Source organism: Mammaliicoccus sp. G-M28 (assembly GCF_022386595.1).
Lineage (GTDB): Bacteria > Bacillota > Bacilli > Staphylococcales > Staphylococcaceae > Mammaliicoccus > Mammaliicoccus fleurettii.
Genome location: NZ_JAJNIF010000005.1, coordinates 43076 through 68688 on the forward strand (window position 1 = coordinate 43076; position 25613 = coordinate 68688).

Below are 25613 nucleotides of genomic sequence, written 5' to 3' on the forward strand. Positions count from 1 at the left end.
AATTAAGAAGACAACTAAAAAACAATATCTTACTAGGCTGATTTCATATAATTTATGAGGTCAGTCATTTTTAATGTGATTACTTTTCATAAATATATCAATGTTTGATAAGTTGATATAATCTCAGCAAATATTTAACTTCTAACTTTCTAATTAAAGAAAAACGCCCTTCAAAGTTTTCATTTTTAAAATGTCTACTTTGAAGGGTGTATATCAGAAACTCAAAGTGCTACGAATTTCATTATAATTAGCTTGCTTGATCCAGTTTTAAATTCTTATATTCTTAAAATATACTCGATTGTATTTTTAAAGTAAAAATATTCTCTTATAAGATTTTTTGAATTTCTTCCATTCTTCATTATCAAGAAAGTATTTCTTCCCACTTTTTTTAATAATCCCTTTTTTATATAAGTTTGTAAATGTTCTGTTGTATTTAATATTTAAGTTTTCATAAGTTTTGGCAGATTGAGGTGAAGTAGCTTGCTCGTCTATAAACTTCTTAGCAACTTTATTTTGTTTCCATATTAAAACTTCTAATCCATTAGTCATATTACCATCTCCTTTAAAAAAATTTTATCAAATTTTAAAGGAATTACTGTGATGGATGTCACAGAATTAGTCTAAAAATAATGTAATAATGAGTTTAGGTGGTAATCAATGAAAAACAAAAAGTTAATTATTCTTGAAGTTTTAACTGTCTCTGCTTTAACTATTTTTCTCTTTGTAATAAGTGCAATATTATTCTCTATCATAGTCGATGATTCGTATTTACCTAATGTCTTTTACGATTTTACCGTCTATAGCTACGACTTTAATCTTGTTTGGATCTCTTAATACTGCAATATCATCTAATGGATTTTGTTCTAGTAAAATAAAGTCTGCTTTTTTACCTTCTTCGATAGTACCGAGTTCTTCATCGTAACCTAAACATTCTGCTGCAGTCTTTGTTGATGAAACGATTGCTTCCATTTCTGTCATACCGTGTTCAACCATAAGTTCTAACTCTCTTAAGTTAGTGCCGTGTTTGAATACGCCTGCATCTGTACCCATTGCTATTTTCACACCTGCTTGGTGAGCTTTCTTAAAGCTTTCGATATGATCTTGCATGACTTGCTTTGATTTATTTATGGAATTTTCGCTCATTCCTAATTCGGCAGCGAATTCTATAACGGACAATGGTGCAAGAAGTGTAGGTACTAAATACATATCTTTTTCTTTCATCAATTTTACAGCTTCATCGTCTAAATATATACCGTGTTCGATTGAATGAATGCCAGCTTCTATACATTGTTTTACACCTTGTAAACCTTGTGCGTGTGCCATTACTTTACGATTATTTCTAAATTGTGCTTCTTCGACAATTACTTTTAATTCTTCTACTGAAAATTGTGTGTAGTCTGGATGGTCAGTTGCACTGGTAACACCACCAGTTGCATGAACTTTTAATACATCCGCACCAGCTCTAAGCATTTCACGCGCTTTTTTTCGGACTTCGTTGACGCCATCGCATAATCCACTCGGCATACCGGGATAACCATCTTGTAAAAGTGGTAAATGAATTCCGGACTTTGTATAGCTATCTCCATGTCCACCTGTGATTGTTAATGCGTTTATACTAATTTGTAAACGTGGACCTAGTACAATTCCGTCATTTACAGCTTCTTTTAATCCTAAATCTGCACCTAAAGCATCTCTAACAGTTGTAACGCCAGCATCGACTGTTCGTTTTAAATGATCAATAGCTTTATAAAAATTATATGAAAAAGGCGTAGATAAGCGATTTTCTAACGGTTCCATTTCCAACATTACGTGCACATGGCTGTCAATCATACCAGGAAGTAAATATTGTCCATTTCCTTCTATAACATCATCACCATTTAAATTCTTGCCTATTTCAGCAATAACATTATTTTCGATTTTAATATCTATGTTTTTTTGAATATCATTACCAGTTCCATCTATTAAATTTATATTTTTTAAAATCAAGTTAACTTCCTCCTACGTTATTTAATAAAATTCATTAAAATAGTTGTTAAAATAACAGATGCTACTGTTACAGTTGTAAATCCACCGATAATCATTGGACTTAGTAATTCATTAAATACATCTTCTCTATCTTCTTCGTTGTCTGTGACCGAACGACTGACTTCTTCGCATAATATAAAATCACCTGGGAAACCATATAGTGCAGTTAATGCAACAGGTAAAGCTTTAGTAGGTCTCCAACCGATTAATTTCGCGCCAACAAAGCCTCCTATTAAAATGCCGATTGTACCAATAACAAGAATAGATAATATTGCAGGTAAGTATTCCCATAAGTCGTGAGGTTTAATACCGCCCATAGAACCGATTACGATGAGAATAATAATAACCATCATAATTGTGAATGATTGGTTGCGTTCCATTTCTTTTTGTTCGAACAAACCAATCTTCAATCCAATTACACCAAATAATAAACTAAGTAGTGTGTAATGAATGCCAGTAAATTCTCCAATAATAAAAGCAAAACTTGCTAATAAAAACATAATAAAGAGTCTAATAACATTATTTTGAAGTAATGGACTTTTACTAAAAATCGTTTCTTTTTTATCTTCATTTTTATTAGAGATATTCGCAACGTTCTTATCGTGCGCTCTATTTGCAAGATAATATTTTGAATAACGTTTCATAAGTATTGAACTAAGAGGCATGCCAATAACACCTTGCAAAGCCTGAACAATAGCAGGTAAAACAATTAAATTAGCTAATCCTAAATCTTGAAGTTTCTCTACAGTAATAAGAAGTGCAACAATACCACCCGCAATAGGACCGACACCAGAAGCTGCTGTACGGAAATCAAACAGGAGTGTAACGAAAATTAAAATTAAAGTAGTAGAACCAATAATCCCAAAAATTGAAATAACAACCGCTTTCCATTGAGACTTAAGTATATGAAGCGGCATCATAGTACCCATATGCATAATAACTGGCGCAATAACAAGTGCACCTAGTGAAGGTAAAATTGCATTATCAAGTATTTTTGCAGGTAAAACACCTGCCCAAGATAAGAGCAAATAACTGACCATAGCAGTTAATAACATTGGAACACGAGCCTTTGTAACATAAGAAATAACTTCACCTAGAACAATTAATGCAAATAGTATAGTAGCAGAAATAAGCGGTTCACTAACCATTAGCGTTCACTCCCTTTTTAAGTTAATAAGAAAACCTTAGCACATAAAAATGCAATAGTTAATACTATATTCAAAATATTTTGAATATATAGACAAATATTACACAAATAAGTTCCAGCCATATATTTTTAGAATGAAAATATTGCATTAGGAATTTTATGATTGGAGCTTTTTATAAAAATATTAAGCGTAAGAGGTGTTGTTAGGGACATGATTCTGAGAAATGTCCGTAAGAGGTAGTGTAAGGGACAAAATTCCGAGAAATGTCCGCAAGAGGTGTCGTTAGGGACAAAATTCCGAGAAATGTCCGTAAGAAGGGTGCTAAGGGACATAATTCTGAGAAATGTCCGTAAGAGGGTTGTTAAGGGACATAATTCTGAGAAATGTCCGTAAGAGGTGTTGTAAGGGACAAAATTCCGAGAAATGTCCGTAAGAGGTGTTGTAAGGGACAAAATTCCGAGAAATGTCCGTAAGAAATAGTATCTAAAGAGCATAATTCAGAATTCTGCCAGTAAGCGCAGTCTAAGGAGCACAATTCGGAATTGTGCCAGTAAGCGCAATCTAAGGAGTACAATTCGTAATTCTGCCAGTAAGCGCAATCTAAAGTCACCTCTATAATATTCCACAAAAATAAAACTCTCTCAATCCGTATTTATGTTCAACGGTTTGGGAGAGTTGCTTTAAGTATCGGGATGAAATCTCATTCTCATACTCATATTAAAATATTAATGTGCTGTTGATTGTCTACTTTTATTTATATAATAAGCAGCTAACAACAGGATAATCCATAATGGTGAAAACATTAATGCTGTACGTGTGTCTTCTGCAAAGAACAACATCACGAGTACGAATGCGAAGAACACTAATGATACATAAGAACCAATTAAACCAAATGGATTTTTAAATTTAGATTTTTTATGTAAATCTGCATCTTCTTTTCTGTACTTGATATAACAAATTAAAATAATAGACCAGATAAAGATAAAGAATATTGTTGCTAGTGTTGTTACAAGTGTGAACACATCATCAGGTATGAAATAATTTAATATCGCTGCAAAGAACAGTACGACACCTGAGAAGATAAGTGCTGGATATGGCACACCTCTTTTATTCGTTTTACTTAATCCTTTTGGTGCGTGACCAGTTTGTCCTAATCCATAAACCATTCTACTGTTACTAAATAATCCACTGTTTGCAGCACTTGCAGCAGATGTTAACACAACAAAGTTTACAATACCTGCTGCTGCGGGGATTCCAGCTAATACAAATAAGCTAACAAATGGACTTTCTGCTGGATCGATTTTATTCCATGGTGTAATACTCATGATAATTAATAAACTCAATACATAAAATATTAATATTCTATATCCGATAGAATTGACTGCTTTAGGTAAGTTCTTTTCAGGATCTTTTGTTTCACGAGCAGTTACGCCGACTAGTTCTATCCCAACAAAACTAAACACTGCCATTTGGAAAGCGAGTAAGAAGCCCATCGCACCATTCGGGAAGACGCCACCGTGTGAATATAAATTATGGAATCCTGATTGAGTACCATTACTTGATTTAAAACCATTAAAAATCATCCATAAACCAATAACAATCAATAAGACGATCGCAATAATTTTTATGAGGGCAAACCAAAACTCTACTTCACCAAATAGTTTCACTGTCATTAAATTTAAACCTAATAAAATAACTACTGTGGCTATTGCTGATACATAAGAGGGAATGTCTGGATTCCAAAATTGAATATATTTAGCTACAGCTGTAATATCGGCGATTCCTGTCGCTACCCAACAAAACCAATACGTCCAACCAGTTAAAAAGCCAAATAGATGACCTAAATAATGTTCTGCTATATCAGTAAATGAATTATAATCACTATTTGAAAGTAATAGTTCTCCTAATGCTCTCATCATAATAAATAAGAAAAAGCCAATAATAATGTAAACTAATAAAATTGATGGACCAGCTAATGAAATACTTTTACCAGCACCTAGAAAAAGGCCAGTACCAATAGCGCCACCAATTGCAATTAATTGAATGTGTCGATTCGACATACTCCGTTTTAATTCATGATCTTCCATATTTATTCTCACTCCTTAATCTCATTAACACATATGTGTAAAATATGATTTAAAAATCAATATAAAAATCATTATACTACTATTATTTGTGTTCTCATATCAATAATAATACATATTGATATTCCACTACTAGAGGAAAATGATTATATCGATATGTAAACGTATACAAAATATAATGGAAATATAATCGAAAGGGGAAATTAAGATGAGAAATATTTTATTAGCATGTTCAGCGGGAATGTCTACAAGTTTATTAGTGACGAAAATGGAAGAAGCAGCAGAAAGCAAAGACATACAAGTGAATATTAAAGCTATGTCCAGTGACAATGCTTTTCAAGCTTTAGATGAATATGATGTTCTGTTAATTGGTCCACAAATGAGATTTATGAAGAAAAAATTCATCAAAGCTGCTGAAGAACAAGGGTTAGAAATGCCAATTGAAACAATTGACTCAGTGAGTTATGGAAGAATAGATGGGGATGGCGTACTCAAACAAGCTTTATCATTATTAGGGGAATAGGTGATAAAAATGCAAAGTACTTTTATGGAAAAGTTAGAAGACGTATTACTGCCAATAGCAGATAAATTAAATAACAATAAATATTTAGCATCTTTACGTGATGGTTTTATGATTGCATTACCATTAATTATATTTGGTTCTATCTTTGTCGTAATTGCGAATTTTCCATTTTTAGATAAATTACTATCTGAAAGTCAGTTTGCAGCATGGCAAAATGCAGTTGGACCAGCATCAGCAGCAACGCTTTCAATAATGGGGCTCTTTGTCATTATCGGAATAGGATATAAATTAACTGAACGAAATGGTTTGGAAGGGATATACGGAGCGGTAACAGCTCTAAGTGCAGTTCTAATTTTAACTCCTCAAGTAGTAGGGAAAACTGAAGGCGTTATACCTACAGAAATATTAGGTGCAAAAGGAATGTTCCTGGGCATTATCGTATCAATTATCACTTCAGAGCTATATAGTTTCTTTACGAAAAAAGACATTACGATAAAAATGCCTAAAGGTGTGCCAGATCAAGTATCTAAATCATTTAGTGCATTACTTCCAGTAGCATTTACTTTAACTATATTTTTAGTAATAAGAATATTAATTGCATTAACACCTTTTAATACATTACAAGATTTAATCTACACAGTTGTACAAGAACCACTAACAGCATTAGGAAAAGGTTTGCCAGCTACGATTGTTGCTGTTTTATTCATTCAAATATTTTGGTTCTTTGGATTACACGGACAAATTATTGTCAATACAGTGTTTGATCCGATTTGGTATTCATTAAACAATGAGAACTTCGAAGCATTTCAAAAGGGATTAGAGTTACCAAATATTATAACTAAACAATTTATAGATACATTTTTAGTTGGTATGGGTGGAACGGGAGGAACAATAGCAGTTGTAATTGGTATTTATTTACTTTGTAGAAGTAAACAAAACAAAGAAATTGCGAAATTGGGAACACCAGCATCTATATTCAATGTAAACGAACCGATTTTATTTGGATTACCGATTATTATGAATCCATTAGTGATTATTCCTTGGATTATATCACCAGTAATTATAACGATTGTAAGCTATTCAGCTATGTATATTGGATTTGTACCAAAACCTTCAGGAGTTATTGTGCCATGGACTACACCTATATTTATAAGTGGTTATTTAGCAACAGGAAATGCATGGCAAGGTGCAGCGCTACAACTCGTTAACTTGTGTATCACATTTGTTATTTGGTGGCCATTTTTAAAATTATTAGACAAAAACTATTTAAAACAAGAATTGAAAAAGTAATATAGGATGGAGGAATTTACGATGGCGACCTCAATTAATGAGAAAGCATTTCAAATCATATTATACGGTGGTAATGGACGGTCAAGTGCTATGGAAGCAATTCAATGTGCAAAAGAAAGAAATTTTGAAGAAGCAGAAGCATTAATAAAAGAAGCAGAACAAGAAATAAATAAAGCACATAAATATCAAACTGAATTATTACAAAATGAAGCACAAGGTAAAGAAAGTGAATTGAATTTATTACTTATTCATTCACAAGACCATTTAATGAATGCAATTACAGTCAAAGATTTAGCAAATGAAATGGTAGACTTATATAAGGAGATGAAATCATGACTAAATATGTATTTCCAGAAGATTTCTGGTGGGGAAGCGCTGCTAGTGCAACGCAAACTGAAGGTACTGATTCAATCAAGGATAAAACTATATGGGACAAATGGTATGAAGAAGAACCCAATCGTTTTTTTGAAGGTGTAGGGCCGAATCATACATCAGATTTTTATCACCAATTTAATGAAGATATAAAATTAATGAAGGAAACTGGTCATAATTCTTTCCGATTATCTATCTCTTGGACGCGGTTAATGGATCAAGATACGAATGAAGTTAATCAAGAAGCTGTTCAATTTTATAATCATGTTATAAATGAATTAAAAGAAAATCATATAGAACCTTTTGTGAATTTATATCATTTTGATATGCCATATAAAAAGCAACAACAAGGTGGTTTTGAGTCATTAGAAGTAGTTGATTATTATGTGGATTATGCTACAAAATGTTTCGAGTTATTTGGTGACCGTGTTAAATATTGGTTTACATTTAATGAACCAATTGTGCCTGTAGAAGGTGGTTATTTATATGATTTCCATTATCCAAATATTGTAGATGCAAAGAGAGGATTTCAGGTTGCATTTAACACTGTACTTGCGAATGCCAAAGTAATTCAATCGTACAAAGAAACTGGTTATGACGGAAAAATTGGTATTATATTAAATTTAACGCCATCATATCCACGAAGTGAAAATGAAGAGGATGTTAAAGCAGCTGAAATTGCAGATTTATTCTTCAATAGAAGTTTCTTAGATCCTGTAACGAAAGGCGAATATCCAAAAGCATTAGTAGATATATTGAAAAATCATGAACTGGTACCTACTTATACGGAAGATAATCTCAAAACAATTAAACAATATACGGTTGATTTACTAGGCGTGAACTATTATCAACCAAGACGTGTTAAAGCGAGAGATACAGTCCCCAATCCTAACGCACCATTTTTCCCTGAGTATTACTTTGATAATTATGAAATGCCAGGTAGAAAAATGAATCCATATCGTGGATGGGAGATTTACCCTAAAGGTATTTATGACATTATGATCAATTTGAAAGATAACTACAACAATATAGAAAGTTTTATTTCTGAAAATGGTATGGGTGTGGAAAATGAAGCGAGATTTATAGAAGATGGTCAAATTAATGATACTTACCGAATTGACTTTGTAAAATCACATCTAATATGGTTGAATAAAGCTATAAAAGAAGGTGCGAATTGTACGGGGTATCATATGTGGACATTTATGGATAACTGGTCATGGATGAACGCTTATAAAAATAGATATGGTTTTATTTCTGTAGATATTCATACGATGAAAAGAACAATCAAGCAAAGTGGTAAATGGTTTAAAGAAGTTTCTTCAAGCAACAGTTTAAATGACTAATATGAAATAAAAAGAAAAATATTAGGAGAGAGCGTGATGGAAACCAGACACCTCAACATTGTTAAAATATTATATCAACACCAACATGAATATATGAATAGTGATGCAATTGCCAAATTATTAGGATTATCTTCAAAAACGATACGCTCACATATAAAATTTATTAATGAAGCGAGTAATGATTTTGGTTTCTCTATACTAATTAAAAAATCAAAAGGTTATCAACTCCATATAATAGATGAAGGCTTATTTAATTATTTCTTAAATGAAAGATTTTTAAAAGATGAAAATTTAAATTTTAACAATCAAGATAGTAGAATTCGTTATATTATGAAAAAATTATTGTTAGATGACCATTACACTAAGTTAGAATCATTAAGTGAAAGTATGTTTGTGAGTGTAGGAACTTTAAAAAATGATTTGAATGAAATGAGAAAGATACTATCTCAATATGAAATTGAAATCGTAAGTCGTCCGAACTATGGTATGAAAATAATTGGCAAAGAATTTCAGATAAGATACGCTATTGCTCAATTTTTATTAAATAATCAACATGTAAATATAGGTTTTACAGAAGATGATATTAAAAGTGTAAAATCATATCTAATTAAACTATTGAGTAAATACAAAATAGAAATTCCGGAAGTAAAGCTAGATAATTTAGTAACACATATTAACATAGCAATTGTTAGAATAAGAAATGAACTCATGATAGAACAACAATTTCAAATTGAAGAACAACAATTACCGAACAAATTAAAATCATTCTTCGAAGAAATGATACATTTTATAGAGTACCGTTTTGAGTTAATTTTACCTAAAAAGGAAATGGATTATTTATATATTCACTTTGTGACGACAGGTATTATGAACGAAGTGAGAAACATACCTAGAAATAAAATGATTGAAACTATGATTAAACATATGTTAGATCATATAAAACGTATCTTTTATTTGGATTTAACTTCAGACAATAATTTGAAGAAAAATTTATATTTGCATTTATGTACTTCGATTAATAGATATAAATATAAAATGAACATTAGAAACCCGATGTTAAATGAAATTAAGCAAAACTATCCCTTTGCATTTGATTTAGGATTAGTGGCTAGTAAAATGATTGAAAAAGATTTAAAAGTTCAAATATCAGAAAGTGAAATAGGTTACTTAGCACTTCACTTTGAAATGGCTTTAAATCGAATAGAGACAGATAAAGGGAAGTTGAATGTCATACTTGTTTGTAATTCAGGATTAACGAGTTCGCAATTGATAAAATATAAATTAATGCAGAATTTTAGCAATCAAATTCAAATTTCTGAAATTGTTGAGTTATATAACATTCACAATGCGGATCTTGAACAAGCGGATTTAATTATTTCAACAGTACCAATAAATGATAATGTAGATTTACCAATACTATATGTAAATCCAATTATGTCACAACAAGATTTAGATAAAATTCAAAAGTTTATTGATTTAAAAGATACTCACCATTTAGATGAATTAATTGAAATTATTGAATTAAAAACAAAATTGGACAATAAAGAAGATTTATTAAAATATTTAAATGTTCAATTGGAGAAAAAAGATTTAATTTACAGTGGATTTATAGATAGTGTAAAAGAAAGAGAACATCATGCATCGACTGCATATGGAAATTTAGTAGCTATTCCTCATCCGGTAATGCCATTAGCAAAGCAAACATTCATTTATATGATAACTATGGATAAGCCAATCGCATGGGATGATAAAGAAGTACAAATTATATTTTGTCTTGGTTTGAAAAAAAATACAACAATAAATCTTGAAAGAATGTATCAAAACTTAACAGATATTATTAATGATTATAATAAAGTTTTAAATTTAATAGGATCAAGCTCTAAGGAAGAATTTTATAAAGTCTTTTCGCCTCAGGTTAGTCAATAATAAACAATTAAGAGTAAACTTGTATGACAGATTCTGTCATATAAGTTTGCTCATTTTTTTGTTCGCTTTGAAATAATCATTCAGAGAAGGGTATATTATGAATATAAGAAGTAAATATGACCGTTAATTTATATAACACTAAAAATCTCCTATAAAGGATAGTGAATGGAAATGACATTATTAAAGGTGGATCACGTTACGAAGTATTTTGGAAAGTTCAAAGCGTTAAATGGCGTTGATTTCATAGTTGAAGAAGGGGAAATCTTTGGCTTTATTGGACCTAATAGATCAGGTAAATCTACAACTATCAAAGCAATTTTAGGGATGCTTAAACCAACGAGTGGCTCTATTGAGATTTTTGGAAAAGATGCTTGGAAAGATGCAGTTCACATTCATAAAAATATCGCTTACGTTCCTGGTGATGTCAATTTATGGCCAAACTTAACTGGTGGGGAAGTTATAGACTTATTTTTAAAGTTAAGTGGTACAAATAATGTTGAAAAAAGGGATGAATTAATTGAAAAATTTGATTTAGATCCTACTAAAAAATGTGGTTCTTATTCTAAAGGGAATCGGCAAAAGGTAGCGCTCATTGCAGCTTTTACAACAGATGCAAAGCTTCTAATATTAGACGAACCAACTTCTGGTCTAGATCCTTTAATGGAAAAAGTATTTCAAGATTGTGTATTAGATAAGAAAAAGGAAGGAAAAAGTGTGCTATTATCTAGTCATATTTTAAGTGAAGTTGAAAAACTGTGCGATAGAGTGGGCATTATTAGAAAGGGAGAAATTGTTGAAATGGGTACGTTAGATGATTTAAGGCATTTAACAAGAATGCGTTTTGTTGTCCAAACTAATGAAGCATTGATGAATTTGGATTAACAGACAGGTATCCATGATATCTTTAATGAAGAAAATACGTATCACTTTCAAGTAGATTCTGAACATGTATCAAATGTCATTAAATATTTAAGTCAATTTGAACTGTTGAAACTTGAGAGCATGCCACCTACTTTAGAAGATTTATTTATGACTCATTACGGCGTTGATATTGAAAGAGGTGAATAGGGATGCATAATCTCTTTAACGGAGTCGGTAAACTAACGTTATTTTACTTAAGAACGAATAAATGGAAAATGATTTTTTGGATAATAGGGATAGTTGCATTAACACTTATAATCCCACCGACATTTTATGAAATGTATCCAAATAAAGCCGATATGCAACCAATTGTTGAAACGTCTAAAAACCCTGCAATGGAGGCTATGTTAGGTCCAGGTCAATTTGACCAAGTTTCAGTTGGTGCATTGTTCACGCATGAAATGATGCTCTTTACAAGTATACTTGTTGCGATCATGAGCATAATGCTCGTCTCTAAAAATACACGAGGTGACGAATCTAATGGCCGTATTGAAATGATAAGAGCTTTACCAATAGGAAGAGTTTCGCCTTTAATCAGTTCAATAGTCATTATGATAATAGTTAACTTAGCTATTGCAGTGATATTGTCTATAACATTACCTTTACTCAATATAGATAGTATAACTTGGCAAGGTTCTATATTATATGGTGTTTCACTTGGGTCTATAGGTATCTTATTCGGTATGATTACAGCTATATTTGCTCAGTTAACAGAAACAAGTAGCAGTGTTACTGGATTAAGCGTAACAGTATTGTTGTTAAGTTATTTAGTACGCGCGGTAGGTGACGTCATAAATGATGGTATATCTATGATTTCTCCACTTGGATGGTTAACAAGAACGTTTGCATATTCTGATAATAATTGGTGGCCAGTTGTTGTTATGATAATCACTGCAATATTATTTTTAGTAATAGCAATGACACTTTATTTTAGAAGAGATATAGAATCTGGATTATTACCATCTAAGCCTGGTAATAAATATGCACACAAAATATGGCTATCACCATTAGGAATGCAATTAAAATTGTACAAAGTAGGAATAATTTCCTGGGCAATAGGTATGTTTATATTTGGAGCATCTTATGGGTCGATTTTTGGAGAATTAGATGATTTTATTAAGAGCAATGAAATGTTACAGCAAATGCTTTCGAGTAATAGTGATGATTATGTAGAATCCTTTTTACCAACACTAATGGTTATTATGGCAATAGTATCAACTATTCCAGCTTTGCAAAGTCTCTACAAAATTAAAAACGAAGTACAAACACATAGAATTGAAAATATTTTATCCAAAAAAGTTTCTAGAATGAAGTTATTAAGCAGTTATCTGCTAGTATCATTGGTTAATTCATTTTTAATGATATTTTTAGCAGCATTAGGTATGTATGTAGCACAAGCTTTCGTTTTAAAGGATCCTTTTGAATTTTGGACAATAATAAAGGCAGGAATCGTTCATGTGCCAGCGATAATATCCTTTGTGTCATTAGGTGTACTGCTTTTAGGATGGGTGAATAAATGGCATTTTGCTGTGTATTTATATTTAACTTATACATTTTTTGTTGTATATCTAGGGCAGTTATTAAATATTAAACAGTGGCTAAAAAATATAACACCGTTTCAACATATTCCTGAAATTCCTGTAGAAGAAATGGATTTTTCGGGTATAAGTATATTAATCGTTATATCAGTCGTTTTGATTATTGTAGGGTTGATTGGATTTAATCGTAAAGACATTTCATAAAGGGGGTACCAAGATGACACATTTACCGAAAATAGGTAAACCGGCGACGAATGCTTTAGATAAGATTAATGTAACAACTTTGGAACAAGTTTCTAAACTAGACGATCATAATTTATCAAAATTACACGGTGTTGGTCCTAAAGCTATAAATATTTTAAAAGAAGCTTTGAATGAACAAGGCATGTCATTTAGTAAGTTAGACGCTGATTTACGCGACTTGGAATTTACAGTTCTCGGTGATTTGAAATGTGATAATGCGCCTAAACGACGAATTGTCCGGGATATTGTAATTGCATCTGTAGTTGGAGATGAACATTACCTTAACGAATGGTTAGCTGATGACTTTATATGGATAGTCCCGGGAGAATTTGAATTAAATGGTAAAGCAGCATTTATAGAAGAAATAAATGAGCACTTACAAAAAGTATCAAGTTTAGAAATAGCATCAATGCTCACACATGGCAAAGAAGCTTCTACTCATGGGACGATAATAAATCAAAAAGGTGAAACAATACACTTTGCTGAAATATATGAATTTGAAAATCATAAAAAAGATTCTAAGATTAAAAAAATTACTTCATATATCATTATGAAGCCTTAATTTAATTAAAAATATTTATAGATTAAATACCTATATGAGTGAAATTATGGTAAATTATAGAGGTTATTATAAACTCTCGGAGGTTGAGAAATGGAAGCTACATTACCAAATTGCCCTAAATGTGATTCAGAATACACTTATGAAGATGGTGTATCATACATTTGTCCAATGTGTAACTATGAATGGACGGCTAATGGAGAAGAATCAGGAGACGCTGACAAAGCAATCATTAAAGATGTAAATGGCGTCGAATTAAAAGATGGAGATACTGTTACAGTAGTCAAAGACTTAAAAGTTAAAGGATCTTCAAATTCAATCAAACAAGGAACTAAAGTAAAAGGTATCAGATTAGTGGATCCAGAAGATGGACACGATATCGATTGTAAAATACCAGGATTCGGTCAAATAGGGCTGAAATCATCTGTAGTTAAAAAAGTAAGTAAGTAGATTTATTTAATAAAGACTGAAGATAGACAATTAATTTGTCTCATCCTTAGTCTTTTTGTGTATAAGAATGTTGTTAAATCAGTTTATACTTTCTAATATTCTTTATTTATAAATTAATATCACTAGTTGAATATTTAAAGAATATAATAATTAATAGACTTTTTTAAGAATTTCGAAAATTAATTTGTTATGTACATATAATGAATTTTATGGTAAATATGGTATATAGAAATCGTTTTCAAATAATTTTAGGGGGAAAATACATGAAGGCTTATATGCAAAAATTTGCACAGTCTCTTATGCTACCTATTTCAATTTTACCGGTTGCAGGATTATTGTTAGGTATAGCATCTTTTATTGATTCGGGAGCAATTAACGGAGAAGGAAACAGTGTTGCTAACTTTTTAGCAAATGGTGGATTAGCTGTTATTAACAATTTACCCATACTATTCGCTGTCGGGTTAGCGTTTGGGATGTCTAAAGATAAAAATGGTGCAGCTGCACTTAGTGGTCTTGTATCATTTTTAGTTGTTACAGAAGTTTTAAAGCCAGAGTCTATGGCGAAAGTATTACATGTTGCGGAGGATAAAGTAGATTTAGCATTTACAGGTATTAGCAATGTGTTTATCGGGATAATTTGTGGTTTAGTAACTGCAGCAATTTACAACAGATTTAAAGATACAAAATTACCAACAGCGTTTGCATTCTTTAGTGGTAAACGTTTAGTACCAATCTTATCAGCAGCAGCAATGTTGGTTATTTCAATAGCACTTATGTTTATATGGCCACCAGTTTATAATGGTTTAGTTGCATTCGGTGAGATGATAGCTCATCTTGGACCATTTGGTGCTGGCTTATACGGATTCTTTAACCGTTTATTATTACCATTTGGTTTACATCATGCATTAAACCAAGTGTTCTGGTTTGATATTGCAGGTATTAATGATATCGCTAATTTCTGGTCAAGTAATGGCGAGCAAGGTGTAACTGGTCGATATCAAGCTGGTTTATTCCCAATTATGATGTTCGGTTTACCAGCAGCAGCATTAGCAATTTGGAAAAATGCTGAAAAACGTAACAGAAAAGTAGTTGGTTCTTTAATGATAACAGCAGCAATTGCTTCATTCGTTACTGGTATCACTGAACCATTAGAATTTTCATTCTTAGTAGCAGCACCATTGTTATTCGGTATACATGCCGTACTTACTGGTGTGTCTATGTTCATTGCAGCAACATTCCAATGGACAGCAGGGTTTACATTTAGTGCAGGATTGATTGACTATTTATTAAGCTTAAGTATTCCAATAGCTAATAAACCACTCATGTTATTGTTACTTGGACTAATAATGGGTGTCGTATACTTCTTAGTATTTGACTTTGCTATACGTACATTTAACTTGAAAACACCTGGACGAGACGGTTTGATGGAAGAAGCGGCTAAACAAGATCCAAGTCTTGTAGAAGAAGGCGATGATCAAACTGCAAACAATAGTGGAGCAAAAGTTTCTAATAAAACACAACTTATTTACGAAGCTATAGGTGGAAACGACAATATCGAAGTAATAGATCATTGTACGACAAGATTACGATTGACTTTAAAAGACACAAGTAAAGTAGATTTAGAAAAAGTCAAAAAATCAGGTGCACTAGGAAATAAAGTTATAAGCGATAAAAACATCCAAATTATAATTGGAACAGATGTACAATTTACAGCAGATGAATTATTGCAACTGCAACAAAATAATCAATAAATTATGAAACTGCCGACAAAGTAGGGAACTTTGCCGGCAGTTTTTTTGTGATTTTTTTACTGGAAGAGAGGAAGATAGAGATAAGTAAAAATATTGGAATTTAATAGGACTCTAAGGATGCCGAAACGCACGAAGACTCAGACGATATCGTGCGATTTTCTTATCTCATTTTTTTAAAAAAATCTTCTTATCTCAACATTAATTCACTACAAAGTCTGGTTGTTCTCCTTGTAGTTTTTTAATTGTATTGTTTGCTACGATTCGTGCCATTTCATCTCTTGCTTCAAATGTAGCGTTTCCGATATGTGGTGTAAGTACTACATTATCCATTGTTTTAAGTTCATCTGTTATTTTTGGTTCGAACTCAAATACGTCCAATGCAGCGCCTTCGATTTCTTTTTCTTTTAGTGCTTCTACTAATGCTTTTTCATCTACAATTGGTCCGCGTGATGCATTGATAATATAAGCTGTTTCTTTCATTTTTTCAAAAGCATCTTTATTGAATAAATGATGTAATTGTTCTGAGTATGCTGCATTAATTATGATGAAATCTGCTTGTTCTAACATTTCATCTAGACTGACATAAGTGGCACCTAATGATGCTTCTTTGTCTGGTTTTTTGTTTGGACCTGTATAAAGTATATTCATGTCAAATCCCTTGGCACGTCTGGCTACTGCAGAACCAATTTCACCTAGTCCTACTATACCGACAGTCTTACCGGAGACTTCCCTACCTCTAAAGAATAAAGGTGCCCAACCATTGAAACCTGTAGTTCTACATAGTTTGTCTCCTTCAGCAATTCTTCTAGAAGCAGCGAGCATTATACCTATTGTTAAATCTGCTGTTGCGTTTGTTGATGCTTTTGGTGTATTTGTAACATCGATGCCTTTTTCTCTAGCATATTTAACGTCTATATTATTAAATCCAGCGCCATAGTTTGCTATGATTTTTAAGTTAGATGCTTGATCGATTACTTCTTTATCTATATTAGTAGATAGTGGGCTTATAATTGCATCTACATCTTGTACACTTTGAAGTAATGTTTCTTTTGTGATTAATTTGTCCCCTTTAAATACATCTACTTCAAAATGTTCTTTTAATAAATTTAAGCCTTCAGTTGGTATTTCTCCTGTTATGAATACTTTTTTCATGTTGCTACCTCCTACAAATCTTAATATATATTAGCTATACCCTAGTGTAACATTTTCCATTCACTGAATTTGCGTACGATGATTTCAAAAGCTATATGATAGGGTAAAAAGCTTGAATATGAAACTTGATTGTAGAGTTCTATTGGTGAGCTGTTTACATATATATTGTAGCGTGCATTTTGTGCTAAGTAGTTGTCTTTTAAAGTTGTAAGAGAAATGTAGCTGATATTACGTGTATGCATAATTTCAATATTCTCTTTAAGATGTGGTGTTTCACCAGATAAAGAAATGATAAATATTAAATCGTCTTCTTTCATTTGATTCATAGAAATTTTAAGTTCACTTTCATCATTTATGACCATTACTCTTTTATTAATAGAAAGAAAATGACGTTGTGCATCTCTCGCGACATTTAATTGTGCGACACCTGTTCCATATATATAGATGTATGGTGATTTATCAATTTGTTCACTTATATAATCATAATCAATCATTTTTAAGTGCTTTATTGATTGTTGTAAATCTTGCTCGAGACTTTCTATGATATCGCTAGATGGTTTAGAAATTTGTTTGTTTAGTTTAATGTAAGCTTTGAAATCACTATAGCCATCAAATCCTAATTTGCGAGCTAAACGGTGGATAGAAGATATTGAAGTATGTGATAGATCAGCTATTTCTTGAATTTTTAAGCGATGAATCAAGTGAATATTTTGGTTAATCATTTGTATGATATGTATATCATTATCGTTAAGTCGTTGGTAATGCTCATTAATCAGTTTATCCAAAATCATTATAATCCTCCATTCGAAGTGAAAATATTTTCGTATTATGAAAATATAATCTAAGTTTACTATGTGATTTCTATTTACGTCAAACCTATTGGAAAATGTAAGCGCTTCCTATATTGTGGAGTTAACTTGATACAGAAAAGGGGCTAATATATGAATGCAATTAAACGATTTGGTAGTGCCATGATTGTTCCGGTATTGCTATTTGCATTTTTTGGTATTGTTGTAGGATTTGCAACTTTATTTAAAAATCCAAATATTATGGGTGATATAGCAAATGAAGGCACAATGTGGTTTAAAATTTGGAGCATAATTGAAGCTGGTGGTTGGACGATATTTGATCATATGGAATTAGCTTTTGTAATAGGATTGCCGATTTCACTAGCTAAAAAAGCACAAGGTAGAGCAACATTAGCTGCATTAATGATTTATCTTGTATTTAACAATTTTATAAATTCTATATTAACACTTTGGCCAAAAACTTTTGGAGTAGATTTATCAAATGGTGTTGAAAATTTAACAGGTGTTAAAGAAATAGCTGGAATTGAAACTTTAGATACAAGTATTATCGGTGCAATTTTCATATCAGCAATTGTTATTTGGATACATAATCGTTTCTATGATAAAAAGCTTCCTGAAATGGTTGGTATTTTCCAAGGGTTACCATTCGTCGTTATAATTGGATTCTTTGTTATGATCCCAATTGCTTTTATTGTTTGTACAGTTTGGCCGACAGTTCAAACTGGTATCGCATCATTACAAGGCGTAATGCTACATTCAGGATTTGTTGGAGTTTGGTTGTTCCATTTCTTAGAAAGAATTCTTATACCAACAGGATTACATCACTTCATTTACACACCGTTTGAATACGGTCCAGCTGTTGTGAATGGTGGCTTGAAACCTTACTGGATTGAACATTTAACAGAATTCTCTAATTCTACAAAATCACTTAAAGAATTATATCCATATGGATTCTTGTTACAAGGTAACATTAAAATGTTCGGTTGTTTAGGTATTGCTTTAGCAATGTATGCTTCAACACCTAAAGAAAATAAGAAAAAAGTTTTAGCACTTGTATTACCTGCTGGATTGACTGCAATTTTCGCTGGTATTACCGAACCTTTAGAATTTACATTCTTATTTATAGCACCATACTTATTCTTAATTCATGCATTGTTAGGTGCAACGATGGTTACCATTATGTATCTCTTCGGTGTTGTTGGTATTCAAGGTGGTGGCGCAATAGAACTTGCTGCAATTAACTGGATTCCATTGTTCTCTAACCATGGCAGTACTTATGTGGCACAATTCATTATCGGTATCATATTTGTTGTCATTTACTTCTTTGTTTTTAAAATTATTATAGAGAAATTCAATATTCCATTACCTGGACGAGTTGCTGATGACGGTGACGCAAAACTGTATACAAAAGACGATTATAAATCTAAAAAAGGTAGTGCAGATACGCATCTTGATAACAATGCATCTGAATATGATACAAGAGCCATTTACTTCTTAGAAGGTCTAGGTGGTAAAGAGAATATTAAAGATGTAACAAACTGTGCGACAAGATTAAGAGTAACGGTTTATGATGCAGACTTAGTAAAAGATAATGATTATTTCACACATAACCAAATGGCACATGGTGTTGCGAAAAGTGGTACGAACGTACAAGTTATTGTTGGGTTAAGTGTGCCACAAGTAAGAGATTCATTTGAAACAATGATTTAAACAAAAATTTGGAGGTCATGAATAATGAAGAAATTTAATATTACAGTAGCAGGCGGCGGAAGTACATTTACACCAGGTATTATATTAATGTTATTAGATCATTTAGAAGATTTTCCAATTGATACAATTAAACTTTATGATAATGATGGAGAAAGACAACAAACTATAGCTGACGCTTGCGAAATACTTTTAAATGAAAGAGCACCAGGTGTTAAATTATTAGCAAGTACAGATCCTAAAACAGCATTTGAAAATGTAGATTTTGTAATGGCACATATCCGTGTAGGTAAATATGCAATGAGAGAACAAGATGAAAAAATTCCACTAAAACATGGTGTTGTTGGTCAAGAAACATGTGGACCAGGAGGCTTGTCATACGGTATGCGCTCAATAACAGGGGTGCTTGAAATTGTTGATTATATGGAAAAGTATTCTCCAGAAGCTTGGATGCTCAATTATTCAAATCCAGCTGCTATAGTAGCAGAAGCAACTAGAAAACTAAGACCAAATTCAAAAATATTAAATATTTGTGATATGCCAATAGGAATTGAAGAATTAATGGCTACAAATATTGGTTTAGAATCTAGAAAAGAAATGGTCGTTAAATATTATGGGCTCAATCACTTCGGTTGGTGGACAGATATTAGAGATAAATCAGGTAAAGACTTAATGCCTAGTATCATTAAACACGTAGAAAAGTTTGGATACTCAACTGATACGGGCAGTGAAATGGAACAAGAAGCAAGCTGGAATGATACATTTAAAAAAGCACGGGACGTTCAAGCATTAGATAAAGATACATTACCGAACACATATTTGAAATATTACTTCTTCCCAGATTATGTAGTAGAACATTCAAACAAAGACTATACAAGAGCGAATGAAGTAATGGCAGGAAGAGAAAAGTTTGTATTTGGAGAATGTAAAAATATTATTGAAAAAGGAACTGCAGAAGGAACAGAGCTAACAATAGATGAACATGCATCTTATATCGTAGATTTAGCCAGAGCAATTGCATTTAACACAAAAGAAAGAATGTTAATGATTGTTGAAAATAAAGGCGCTATATCAAACTTTGAACCAACAGCAATGGTTGAAATACCATGTTTAGTTGGTAGTGAAGGGCCAGAACCATTATCTGTAGGAGAAATACCAAGATTCCAAAAAAGTTTAATGGAACAACAAGTAGGCGTAGAAAAATTGACTGTTGAAGCTTATGAAGAGCAATCTTATCAGAAATTATGGCAAGCACTCACATTATCTCGAACAGTACCAAGTGCATCCGTAGCAAAAGATATATTAGACGATCTAATAGAAGCAAACAAAGGCTATTGGCCAGAACTGAAATGATTTGAAAAAGCTGAGACAAATTAATTTGTCTCAGCTTTCTGTTTTGAAAGTAAAAATGAGGAGTGAGATAGGAGTTAATCGAAGAGATGGTGTAAGTTGTAGATTAACTCGGCAGTTAATCGAAGAGATGGCGTAAGTTGTAGATTAACTCGGCAGTTAATCGAAGAGATGGGTAAAGTTGTAGATTAACTCGGCAGTTAATCGAAGAGATAGCGTAAGTTGTAGATTAACTCAGCCGTTTTTCCCATACCATCTTTCTTTAATAGAAATCTTCTAAGTGATATAATTAATTCAAGAGTTATATATTTTTATTTAAAAATATAAGGGAGAATATCTATGTATATAGAGAGAAAGCCAACTATCAATTTAGCGGAATTAAAGAAGGAATTCACTAGTAATCTAGGGGAAATTGAATATGCACAATCATCTGAACAAGCTTTAGAAGAACTTTTTAATTTTATTGAATTACAACATAATTACGCTGCTGCTTTAGAAGAAATTGGTACTAAGTTGAAAATTTTAGATGATGAATTTCAAGTTGCTTATAAGCATAATCCGATTCATCATATGGAAAAGCGTGTTAAAGAGTTTCCGAGTTTAATTAAAAAGTTAGGACGTAAAGGGTTCCCTTTAAATGCTGATTCGGCAAAGAAAAATATTCAAGATATAGCGGGGATGAGAGTAGTTTGTAATTATCTTGAAGATGTATATACTATTGAAAAATTATTACTGAGACAAGCTGATGTCAAGCTATTAAAAAGAAAAGACTATATCGAGAATCCTAAATTAAATGGTTATAAAAGTTTGCATATAGTTGTATCTATTCCAGTGTTTTTAGCGGAAAGTGTGCAAGTAATACCTGTTGAAATTCAAATTCGCACGATAGGTATGGACATGTGGGCGAGTTTAGAACATAAGCTAAGATATAAGAATACACACGTTTCAACTGAGCAATACCAAGAGAAATTGAAAGAATGCTCAATTGAAATTACGAATGTAGAACAAAAAATGCAAGAAATGAATGATGAAATTTATCAGGATGAAACGGATCATTTATTAAAAATAGATAAATAATAAGAGTGAGAGGTAGGTCATCGTAATGGTCTTGCCTCTTTTTTATTTTCATAATGTATTATAATCTTAAATAAACAATTATAGATTAAAGGAGTGGGGAACATGGATAGACATCCTAAAGTTGAAGCTTTTATGCAACGAGAGAAGAAATGGAAAGCAGAGTTTGAACTTCTAAGAGAAATTATTCGTGAGTGTGAGCTAGAAGAAGATTATAAATGGATGCATCCTTGTTACACATTAAAAGGTAAGAATGTGGTGCTCATTCATGGCTTTAAAGAGTATTGTGCAATTTTATTTCATAAAGGAACATTATTAAAAGATCCTCATAAATTATTAATACAACAAACAAAAAATGTACAAGCAGCTAGACAATTAAGGTTTACTAACGTTGAAGAAATTAAAGAACAAAGAGAGATGATTAAAGATTATGTTGTTGAAGCTATTGAACTTGAAAAATCAGGAGCTAAAGTTGAATTAAAAAAGACAGAACAATATGAAATGCCAGTAGAACTTCAAGAACAATTAAATCAAAATAAAAATTTAAAAGAAGCATTCTATAATTTAACGCCTGGACGACAACGCCAATATATTTACTATATTAGCCAAGCGAAGCGGGAAACTACTCGTATGAGTCGAGTTGAAAAATATATTGATCATATTCTCGACGGAAAAGGTCTAAACGATGAATGATAATGTATAAAAATACTGAAAAATCAATTAAATCAATCCTTTCTAAGATACATTTTATAAAGAGCGTGATATTATAAAAGTGTTGACTACATTTAAGGGGGATTTAAATTGGCAGATTCAGTAAAATTATTAAAAACACTCACAGATATTAATGGTATATCTGGATATGAGTATAATGTTAAAGCTAAGATGAGAGAATACTTAGAACCTGTAAGTGATGAAATTGTAGAAGATAATTTAGGGGGCATTTTCGGGAAGAAGAATGCTAAAAATGGTTCTAAAACAATTTTAATCGCAGGACATTTAGATGAAATTGGATTTATGGTTACACGTATCGATGAAGATGGTTATATTAAATTTACGCCGATCGGTGGCTGGTGGAACCAAGTAATGCTTTCTCAAAAAGTTACAGTTACTACAGATGACGGTAAAGAATTAAGAGGTATTATAGGCTCTAAACCACCACATGTATTAACGCCAGAAGAACGTAAAAGTCCGGTAGATATGAAAGGAATGTTTATTGACTTAGGTGTTGGTAGTAAAGAAGCGGTAGAAAAATTAGGTGTAGAAATAGGTAACATGGTTACGCCATATTCAGAGTTTGAAGAGCTAGGTGATAGCAACTATTTAACAGCAAAAGCATTTGATAATCGCTTTGGTTGTGCGTTAAGTGTTGATGTATTAAATAAACTTAAAAACGATGAACTTGGTATAAATTTAGTTTCAGGTGCGACAGTACAAGAAGAAGTCGGTTTACGTGGTGCGAAAGTAGCAGCAAATAAAATTAAACCAGACTTATCAATCGCAGTAGACGTTGGAATTGCATATGATACACCTGGAATGAAAGGTCAAGATCATGAAACTAAACTAGGTGAAGGTCCACTTGTATTATTAATGGATGGAACGAATATTGGTCACGTTGGCTTTAGAAAATTCATTAAAAACGTAGCAAAAGATAAAGGGATTGACGTACAATGGGATAATATTACAGGCGGTGGAACAGACGCAGGTAGTATTCACGTTGCAAACGAAGGTACACCAACAATCTCAATAGGCGTACCATTACGTTATATGCACTCAAACGTATCGATTCTTCATAAAGAAGACTACTTAAACGCAGTAAAATTAGTAGCAGAAATCGTAAAAGCATTAAACGACGATACAGTAAAAGATATTATGTGGTAAATAGAAAAAGTGAGAGGCTGAGACAATTAATTTGTTTCGGTCTTTTTTTTGAGACTTTTTATATAATCATCGCGACCAATAAAAAAGTTATAGCATAAATCCTTTAATAACAGGCTTTACATCAAGTATTATGACCAAGTAACAAATTATTATTAAAATAAAACAATATTTCTTGATTGAATTCAACTTTTTTGAAATAGATATTAATTGTAAAGTGTCTTGTTATGCTATATCATAAGTATTAGAGATGGAAGTATTTGATTCATTCAGGTGTTTCTTTTTTCTATATTTATTGAATAAAAGGACGTGGAGAATTATCGAAAAAGAGAAGAAGAAGTTGCTACGAAAAATGGTAAAGCCATTTGAAAATAACAATCTAAAGAAAAGTACAATACAAATAATAAATACATTAATTCCGTTAATAGCACTTGTAGTAGTAGGGTTCTTAAGTTATCAATTACATTGGTCATTGTCGTTGATTTGTGGCGTTTTGGCTTCGGGATTTTTAATTAGAACATTCATTATCTTCCATGATTGTTGTCATGGATCATTTTTAAGTAAGAAAAAGAATAACGATTTATTAGGTAACATAACTGGACTTATGACGTTCTTCCCGTATGAAAAATGGCGTAGAGAACACATTATTCATCATACGAGTAGTGGTAATTTAGAAAAACGTGGTATTGGTGATATTTGGGTTATGACGATTGAAGAGTATCATGATGCTTCGAAATTTACTCAATTTAAATATCGTATGTATAGACATCCGTTTGTAATGTTTATACTAGGTCCTATATTCTTATTGTTTATTTCTAATAGAATGAACGCAAAAGATGCTAAACCAAAAGAAAAACGTAATACTTGGATTCATAATATCGTATTACTAACATTCTATGTTGGTATGTTCTTCTTAGTTGGAGCCGTTCCATTTATGCTAGTATTCCTACCAATGCTATTTATAGCTGGAATGTTAGGAATTTGGTTATTTTATATTCAACATACATTTGAAGATGCTTATTTTGAAGAGTCATCTGAATGGGATTATGTAAAAGCAGCTATAGAAGGTAGCTCTTATTATAAATTGCCTAAAGTTATACAATGGATGACTGGTAATATCGGCTACCACCATGTGCATCACTTAAGCCCAAGAATACCAAACTATCAATTAGAACAAGCACATGAAAAGACACCACCATTACATCATGCAACTACAATTACAATCAAAGATAGCTTCGAATCTTTAAAATATAAACTTTATGACGAAAAAAATAAATGCTTTATCACTTTTAAAGAATATGCACGTAGATTTAATAGAGGACATGCATAACATAGCTATAAATATATGAGGCCGGGACAAATTAATTGTCTCGGCTCTTTTTAGTGTGGAGGAAGTGGGCGATGTGTGGTTTGTGGATAGGCTTGGTTGTGGATCTTGATTGGGGGCTTGGTGTATATAGGTCGTGCGCTAAC

General features: G+C 31.9%; 21 protein-coding genes and 1 pseudogene. 16 read left to right on the top strand and 6 right to left on the bottom strand.

Going from position 1 to position 25613, the window contains the following annotated elements; translation table 11 throughout:
• Positions 1-306 precede the first annotated feature (306 nt).
• The 4 genes from LQ609_RS06595 to LQ609_RS06610 form a co-directional block, all read right to left on the bottom strand.
• Positions 307-549 carry a hypothetical protein gene (locus LQ609_RS06595; protein ID WP_078358349.1) on the bottom strand — a complete coding sequence of 81 codons (243 nt, stop codon included), beginning with the start codon at positions 547-549 and terminating at the stop codon, positions 307-309.
• Between the two features lie 219 nt (positions 550-768).
• Positions 769-1986, bottom strand: a complete 1218-nt coding sequence (locus LQ609_RS06600; protein ID WP_078358350.1) for a metal-dependent hydrolase family protein — start codon at positions 1984-1986, stop codon at positions 769-771.
• A 17-nt stretch (positions 1987-2003) separates the two neighbouring features.
• Positions 2004-3173 carry a hypothetical protein gene (locus LQ609_RS06605; RefSeq protein ID WP_078358351.1) on the bottom strand — a complete coding sequence of 390 codons (1170 nt, stop codon included), beginning with the start codon at positions 3171-3173 and terminating at the stop codon, positions 2004-2006.
• A 725-nt stretch (positions 3174-3898) separates the two neighbouring features.
• A complete protein-coding gene (locus LQ609_RS06610; protein ID WP_239734482.1) occupies positions 3899-5260 on the bottom strand; it encodes an amino acid permease in 1362 nt (453 codons plus the stop codon).
• Between the two features lie 205 nt (positions 5261-5465).
• On the opposite strand from LQ609_RS06610, the gene LQ609_RS06615 reads away from it, so the two are divergent.
• From LQ609_RS06615 to nagE, 10 genes and pseudogenes are all read left to right on the top strand, one after another.
• Positions 5466-5780: a PTS sugar transporter subunit IIB gene (locus LQ609_RS06615; RefSeq protein ID WP_078358353.1), complete on the top strand. Its 315-nt coding sequence runs from the start codon at positions 5466-5468 to the stop codon at positions 5778-5780.
• Positions 5781-5789: 9 nt separating this feature from the next.
• Positions 5790-7070 carry a PTS cellobiose transporter subunit IIC gene (celB, locus tag LQ609_RS06620; RefSeq protein WP_078358354.1) on the top strand — a complete coding sequence of 427 codons (1281 nt, stop codon included), beginning with the start codon at positions 5790-5792 and terminating at the stop codon, positions 7068-7070.
• Positions 7071-7091: 21 nt separating this feature from the next.
• Positions 7092-7406 carry a PTS sugar transporter subunit IIA gene (locus tag LQ609_RS06625; RefSeq protein ID WP_078358355.1) on the top strand — a complete coding sequence of 105 codons (315 nt, stop codon included), beginning with the start codon at positions 7092-7094 and terminating at the stop codon, positions 7404-7406.
• Positions 7403-8785: a glycoside hydrolase family 1 protein gene (locus tag LQ609_RS06630; protein WP_239734483.1), complete on the top strand. Its 1383-nt coding sequence runs from the start codon at positions 7403-7405 to the stop codon at positions 8783-8785. Before LQ609_RS06625 ends, LQ609_RS06630 begins: the two co-directional genes overlap by 4 nt.
• A gap of 36 nt (positions 8786-8821) precedes the next feature.
• Positions 8822-10711, top strand: coding sequence for a BglG family transcription antiterminator (locus LQ609_RS06635; RefSeq protein WP_239734484.1), 1890 nt, complete (start codon positions 8822-8824; stop codon positions 10709-10711).
• A 171-nt stretch (positions 10712-10882) separates the two neighbouring features.
• Positions 10883-11779, top strand: a pseudogene (locus LQ609_RS06640) (ABC transporter ATP-binding protein).
• A gap of 2 nt (positions 11780-11781) precedes the next feature.
• Positions 11782-13374: an ABC transporter permease gene (locus LQ609_RS06645; RefSeq protein ID WP_239734485.1), complete on the top strand. Its 1593-nt coding sequence runs from the start codon at positions 11782-11784 to the stop codon at positions 13372-13374.
• A 13-nt stretch (positions 13375-13387) separates the two neighbouring features.
• Complete coding sequence (locus LQ609_RS06650) at positions 13388-13975, top strand: DNA-binding protein (protein WP_078358523.1); 588 nt, start codon at positions 13388-13390, stop codon at positions 13973-13975.
• A 90-nt stretch (positions 13976-14065) separates the two neighbouring features.
• Positions 14066-14422, top strand: a complete 357-nt coding sequence (locus tag LQ609_RS06655; RefSeq protein ID WP_078358522.1) for a zinc ribbon domain-containing protein YjdM — start codon at positions 14066-14068, stop codon at positions 14420-14422.
• 263 nt (positions 14423-14685) lie between these two features.
• Positions 14686-16173 (top strand): N-acetylglucosamine-specific PTS transporter subunit IIBC, encoded by a 1488-nt coding sequence (gene nagE, locus LQ609_RS06660; RefSeq protein ID WP_078358521.1) that lies wholly within the window; start codon positions 14686-14688, stop codon positions 16171-16173.
• Positions 16174-16371: 198 nt separating this feature from the next.
• Here the strand turns inward: nagE and LQ609_RS06665 are convergent, their stop codons facing one another.
• Positions 16372-17325 (bottom strand): 2-hydroxyacid dehydrogenase family protein, encoded by a 954-nt coding sequence (locus tag LQ609_RS06665; protein WP_078358520.1) that lies wholly within the window; start codon positions 17323-17325, stop codon positions 16372-16374.
• A gap of 41 nt (positions 17326-17366) precedes the next feature.
• Positions 17367-18116 carry a MurR/RpiR family transcriptional regulator gene (locus tag LQ609_RS06670; protein ID WP_078358519.1) on the bottom strand — a complete coding sequence of 250 codons (750 nt, stop codon included), beginning with the start codon at positions 18114-18116 and terminating at the stop codon, positions 17367-17369.
• A gap of 150 nt (positions 18117-18266) precedes the next feature.
• Here LQ609_RS06670 and LQ609_RS06675 point away from each other — a divergent pair, with 150 nt between their 5' ends.
• The 6 genes from LQ609_RS06675 (at position 18267) to desA (ending at position 25470) form a co-directional block, all read left to right on the top strand.
• On the top strand, positions 18267-19844 hold the full coding sequence (locus tag LQ609_RS06675) for an alpha-glucoside-specific PTS transporter subunit IIBC (protein WP_239734486.1): 1578 nt from the start codon (positions 18267-18269) through the stop codon (positions 19842-19844).
• A gap of 24 nt (positions 19845-19868) precedes the next feature.
• Entirely contained in the window at positions 19869-21194 is a 1326-nt protein-coding gene (locus LQ609_RS06680; protein ID WP_208144172.1) for a 6-phospho-alpha-glucosidase, read from the top strand.
• 336 nt (positions 21195-21530) lie between these two features.
• Positions 21531-22268 carry a GTP pyrophosphokinase gene (locus LQ609_RS06685; RefSeq protein ID WP_107509196.1) on the top strand — a complete coding sequence of 246 codons (738 nt, stop codon included), beginning with the start codon at positions 21531-21533 and terminating at the stop codon, positions 22266-22268.
• A 102-nt stretch (positions 22269-22370) separates the two neighbouring features.
• Positions 22371-22958: a YdeI/OmpD-associated family protein gene (locus LQ609_RS06690; protein WP_107509197.1), complete on the top strand. Its 588-nt coding sequence runs from the start codon at positions 22371-22373 to the stop codon at positions 22956-22958.
• A gap of 108 nt (positions 22959-23066) precedes the next feature.
• A complete protein-coding gene (locus LQ609_RS06695; RefSeq protein ID WP_107509198.1) occupies positions 23067-24143 on the top strand; it encodes a M42 family metallopeptidase in 1077 nt (358 codons plus the stop codon).
• A 349-nt stretch (positions 24144-24492) separates the two neighbouring features.
• Positions 24493-25470 carry a Delta(5) desaturase DesA gene (gene desA, locus LQ609_RS06700; RefSeq protein WP_237687665.1) on the top strand — a complete coding sequence of 326 codons (978 nt, stop codon included), beginning with the start codon at positions 24493-24495 and terminating at the stop codon, positions 25468-25470.
• Positions 25471-25613 lie beyond the last annotated feature (143 nt).

Excerpts from the sequence above, each read along its gene's own strand:
- LQ609_RS06675 (WP_239734486.1), top strand. The coding sequence starts at position 18,267 with ATGAATGCAATTAAACGATTTGGTAGTGCCATGATTGTTCCGGTATTG.
- desA (WP_237687665.1), top strand. The coding sequence starts at position 24,493 with ATGGTAAAGCCATTTGAAAATAACAATCTAAAGAAAAGTACAATACAA.
- LQ609_RS06690 (WP_107509197.1), top strand. The coding sequence starts at position 22,371 with ATGGATAGACATCCTAAAGTTGAAGCTTTTATGCAACGAGAGAAGAAA.
- LQ609_RS06635 (WP_239734484.1), top strand. The coding sequence starts at position 8,822 with ATGGAAACCAGACACCTCAACATTGTTAAAATATTATATCAACACCAA.
- LQ609_RS06685 (WP_107509196.1), top strand. The coding sequence starts at position 21,531 with ATGTATATAGAGAGAAAGCCAACTATCAATTTAGCGGAATTAAAGAAG.
- LQ609_RS06645 (WP_239734485.1), top strand. The coding sequence starts at position 11,782 with ATGCATAATCTCTTTAACGGAGTCGGTAAACTAACGTTATTTTACTTA.
- LQ609_RS06680 (WP_208144172.1), top strand. The coding sequence starts at position 19,869 with ATGAAGAAATTTAATATTACAGTAGCAGGCGGCGGAAGTACATTTACA.
- LQ609_RS06595 (WP_078358349.1), bottom strand. The coding sequence starts at position 549 with ATGACTAATGGATTAGAAGTTTTAATATGGAAACAAAATAAAGTTGCT.
- celB (WP_078358354.1), top strand. The coding sequence starts at position 5,790 with ATGCAAAGTACTTTTATGGAAAAGTTAGAAGACGTATTACTGCCAATA.
- nagE (WP_078358521.1), top strand. The coding sequence starts at position 14,686 with ATGAAGGCTTATATGCAAAAATTTGCACAGTCTCTTATGCTACCTATT.
- LQ609_RS06625 (WP_078358355.1), top strand. The coding sequence starts at position 7,092 with ATGGCGACCTCAATTAATGAGAAAGCATTTCAAATCATATTATACGGT.
- LQ609_RS06605 (WP_078358351.1), bottom strand. The coding sequence starts at position 3,173 with ATGGTTAGTGAACCGCTTATTTCTGCTACTATACTATTTGCATTAATT.
- LQ609_RS06615 (WP_078358353.1), top strand. The coding sequence starts at position 5,466 with ATGAGAAATATTTTATTAGCATGTTCAGCGGGAATGTCTACAAGTTTA.
- LQ609_RS06655 (WP_078358522.1), top strand. The coding sequence starts at position 14,066 with ATGGAAGCTACATTACCAAATTGCCCTAAATGTGATTCAGAATACACT.
- LQ609_RS06610 (WP_239734482.1), bottom strand. The coding sequence starts at position 5,260 with ATGGAAGATCATGAATTAAAACGGAGTATGTCGAATCGACACATTCAA.
- LQ609_RS06650 (WP_078358523.1), top strand. The coding sequence starts at position 13,388 with ATGACACATTTACCGAAAATAGGTAAACCGGCGACGAATGCTTTAGAT.
- LQ609_RS06630 (WP_239734483.1), top strand. The coding sequence starts at position 7,403 with ATGACTAAATATGTATTTCCAGAAGATTTCTGGTGGGGAAGCGCTGCT.
- LQ609_RS06670 (WP_078358519.1), bottom strand. The coding sequence starts at position 18,116 with ATGATTTTGGATAAACTGATTAATGAGCATTACCAACGACTTAACGAT.
- LQ609_RS06665 (WP_078358520.1), bottom strand. The coding sequence starts at position 17,325 with ATGAAAAAAGTATTCATAACAGGAGAAATACCAACTGAAGGCTTAAAT.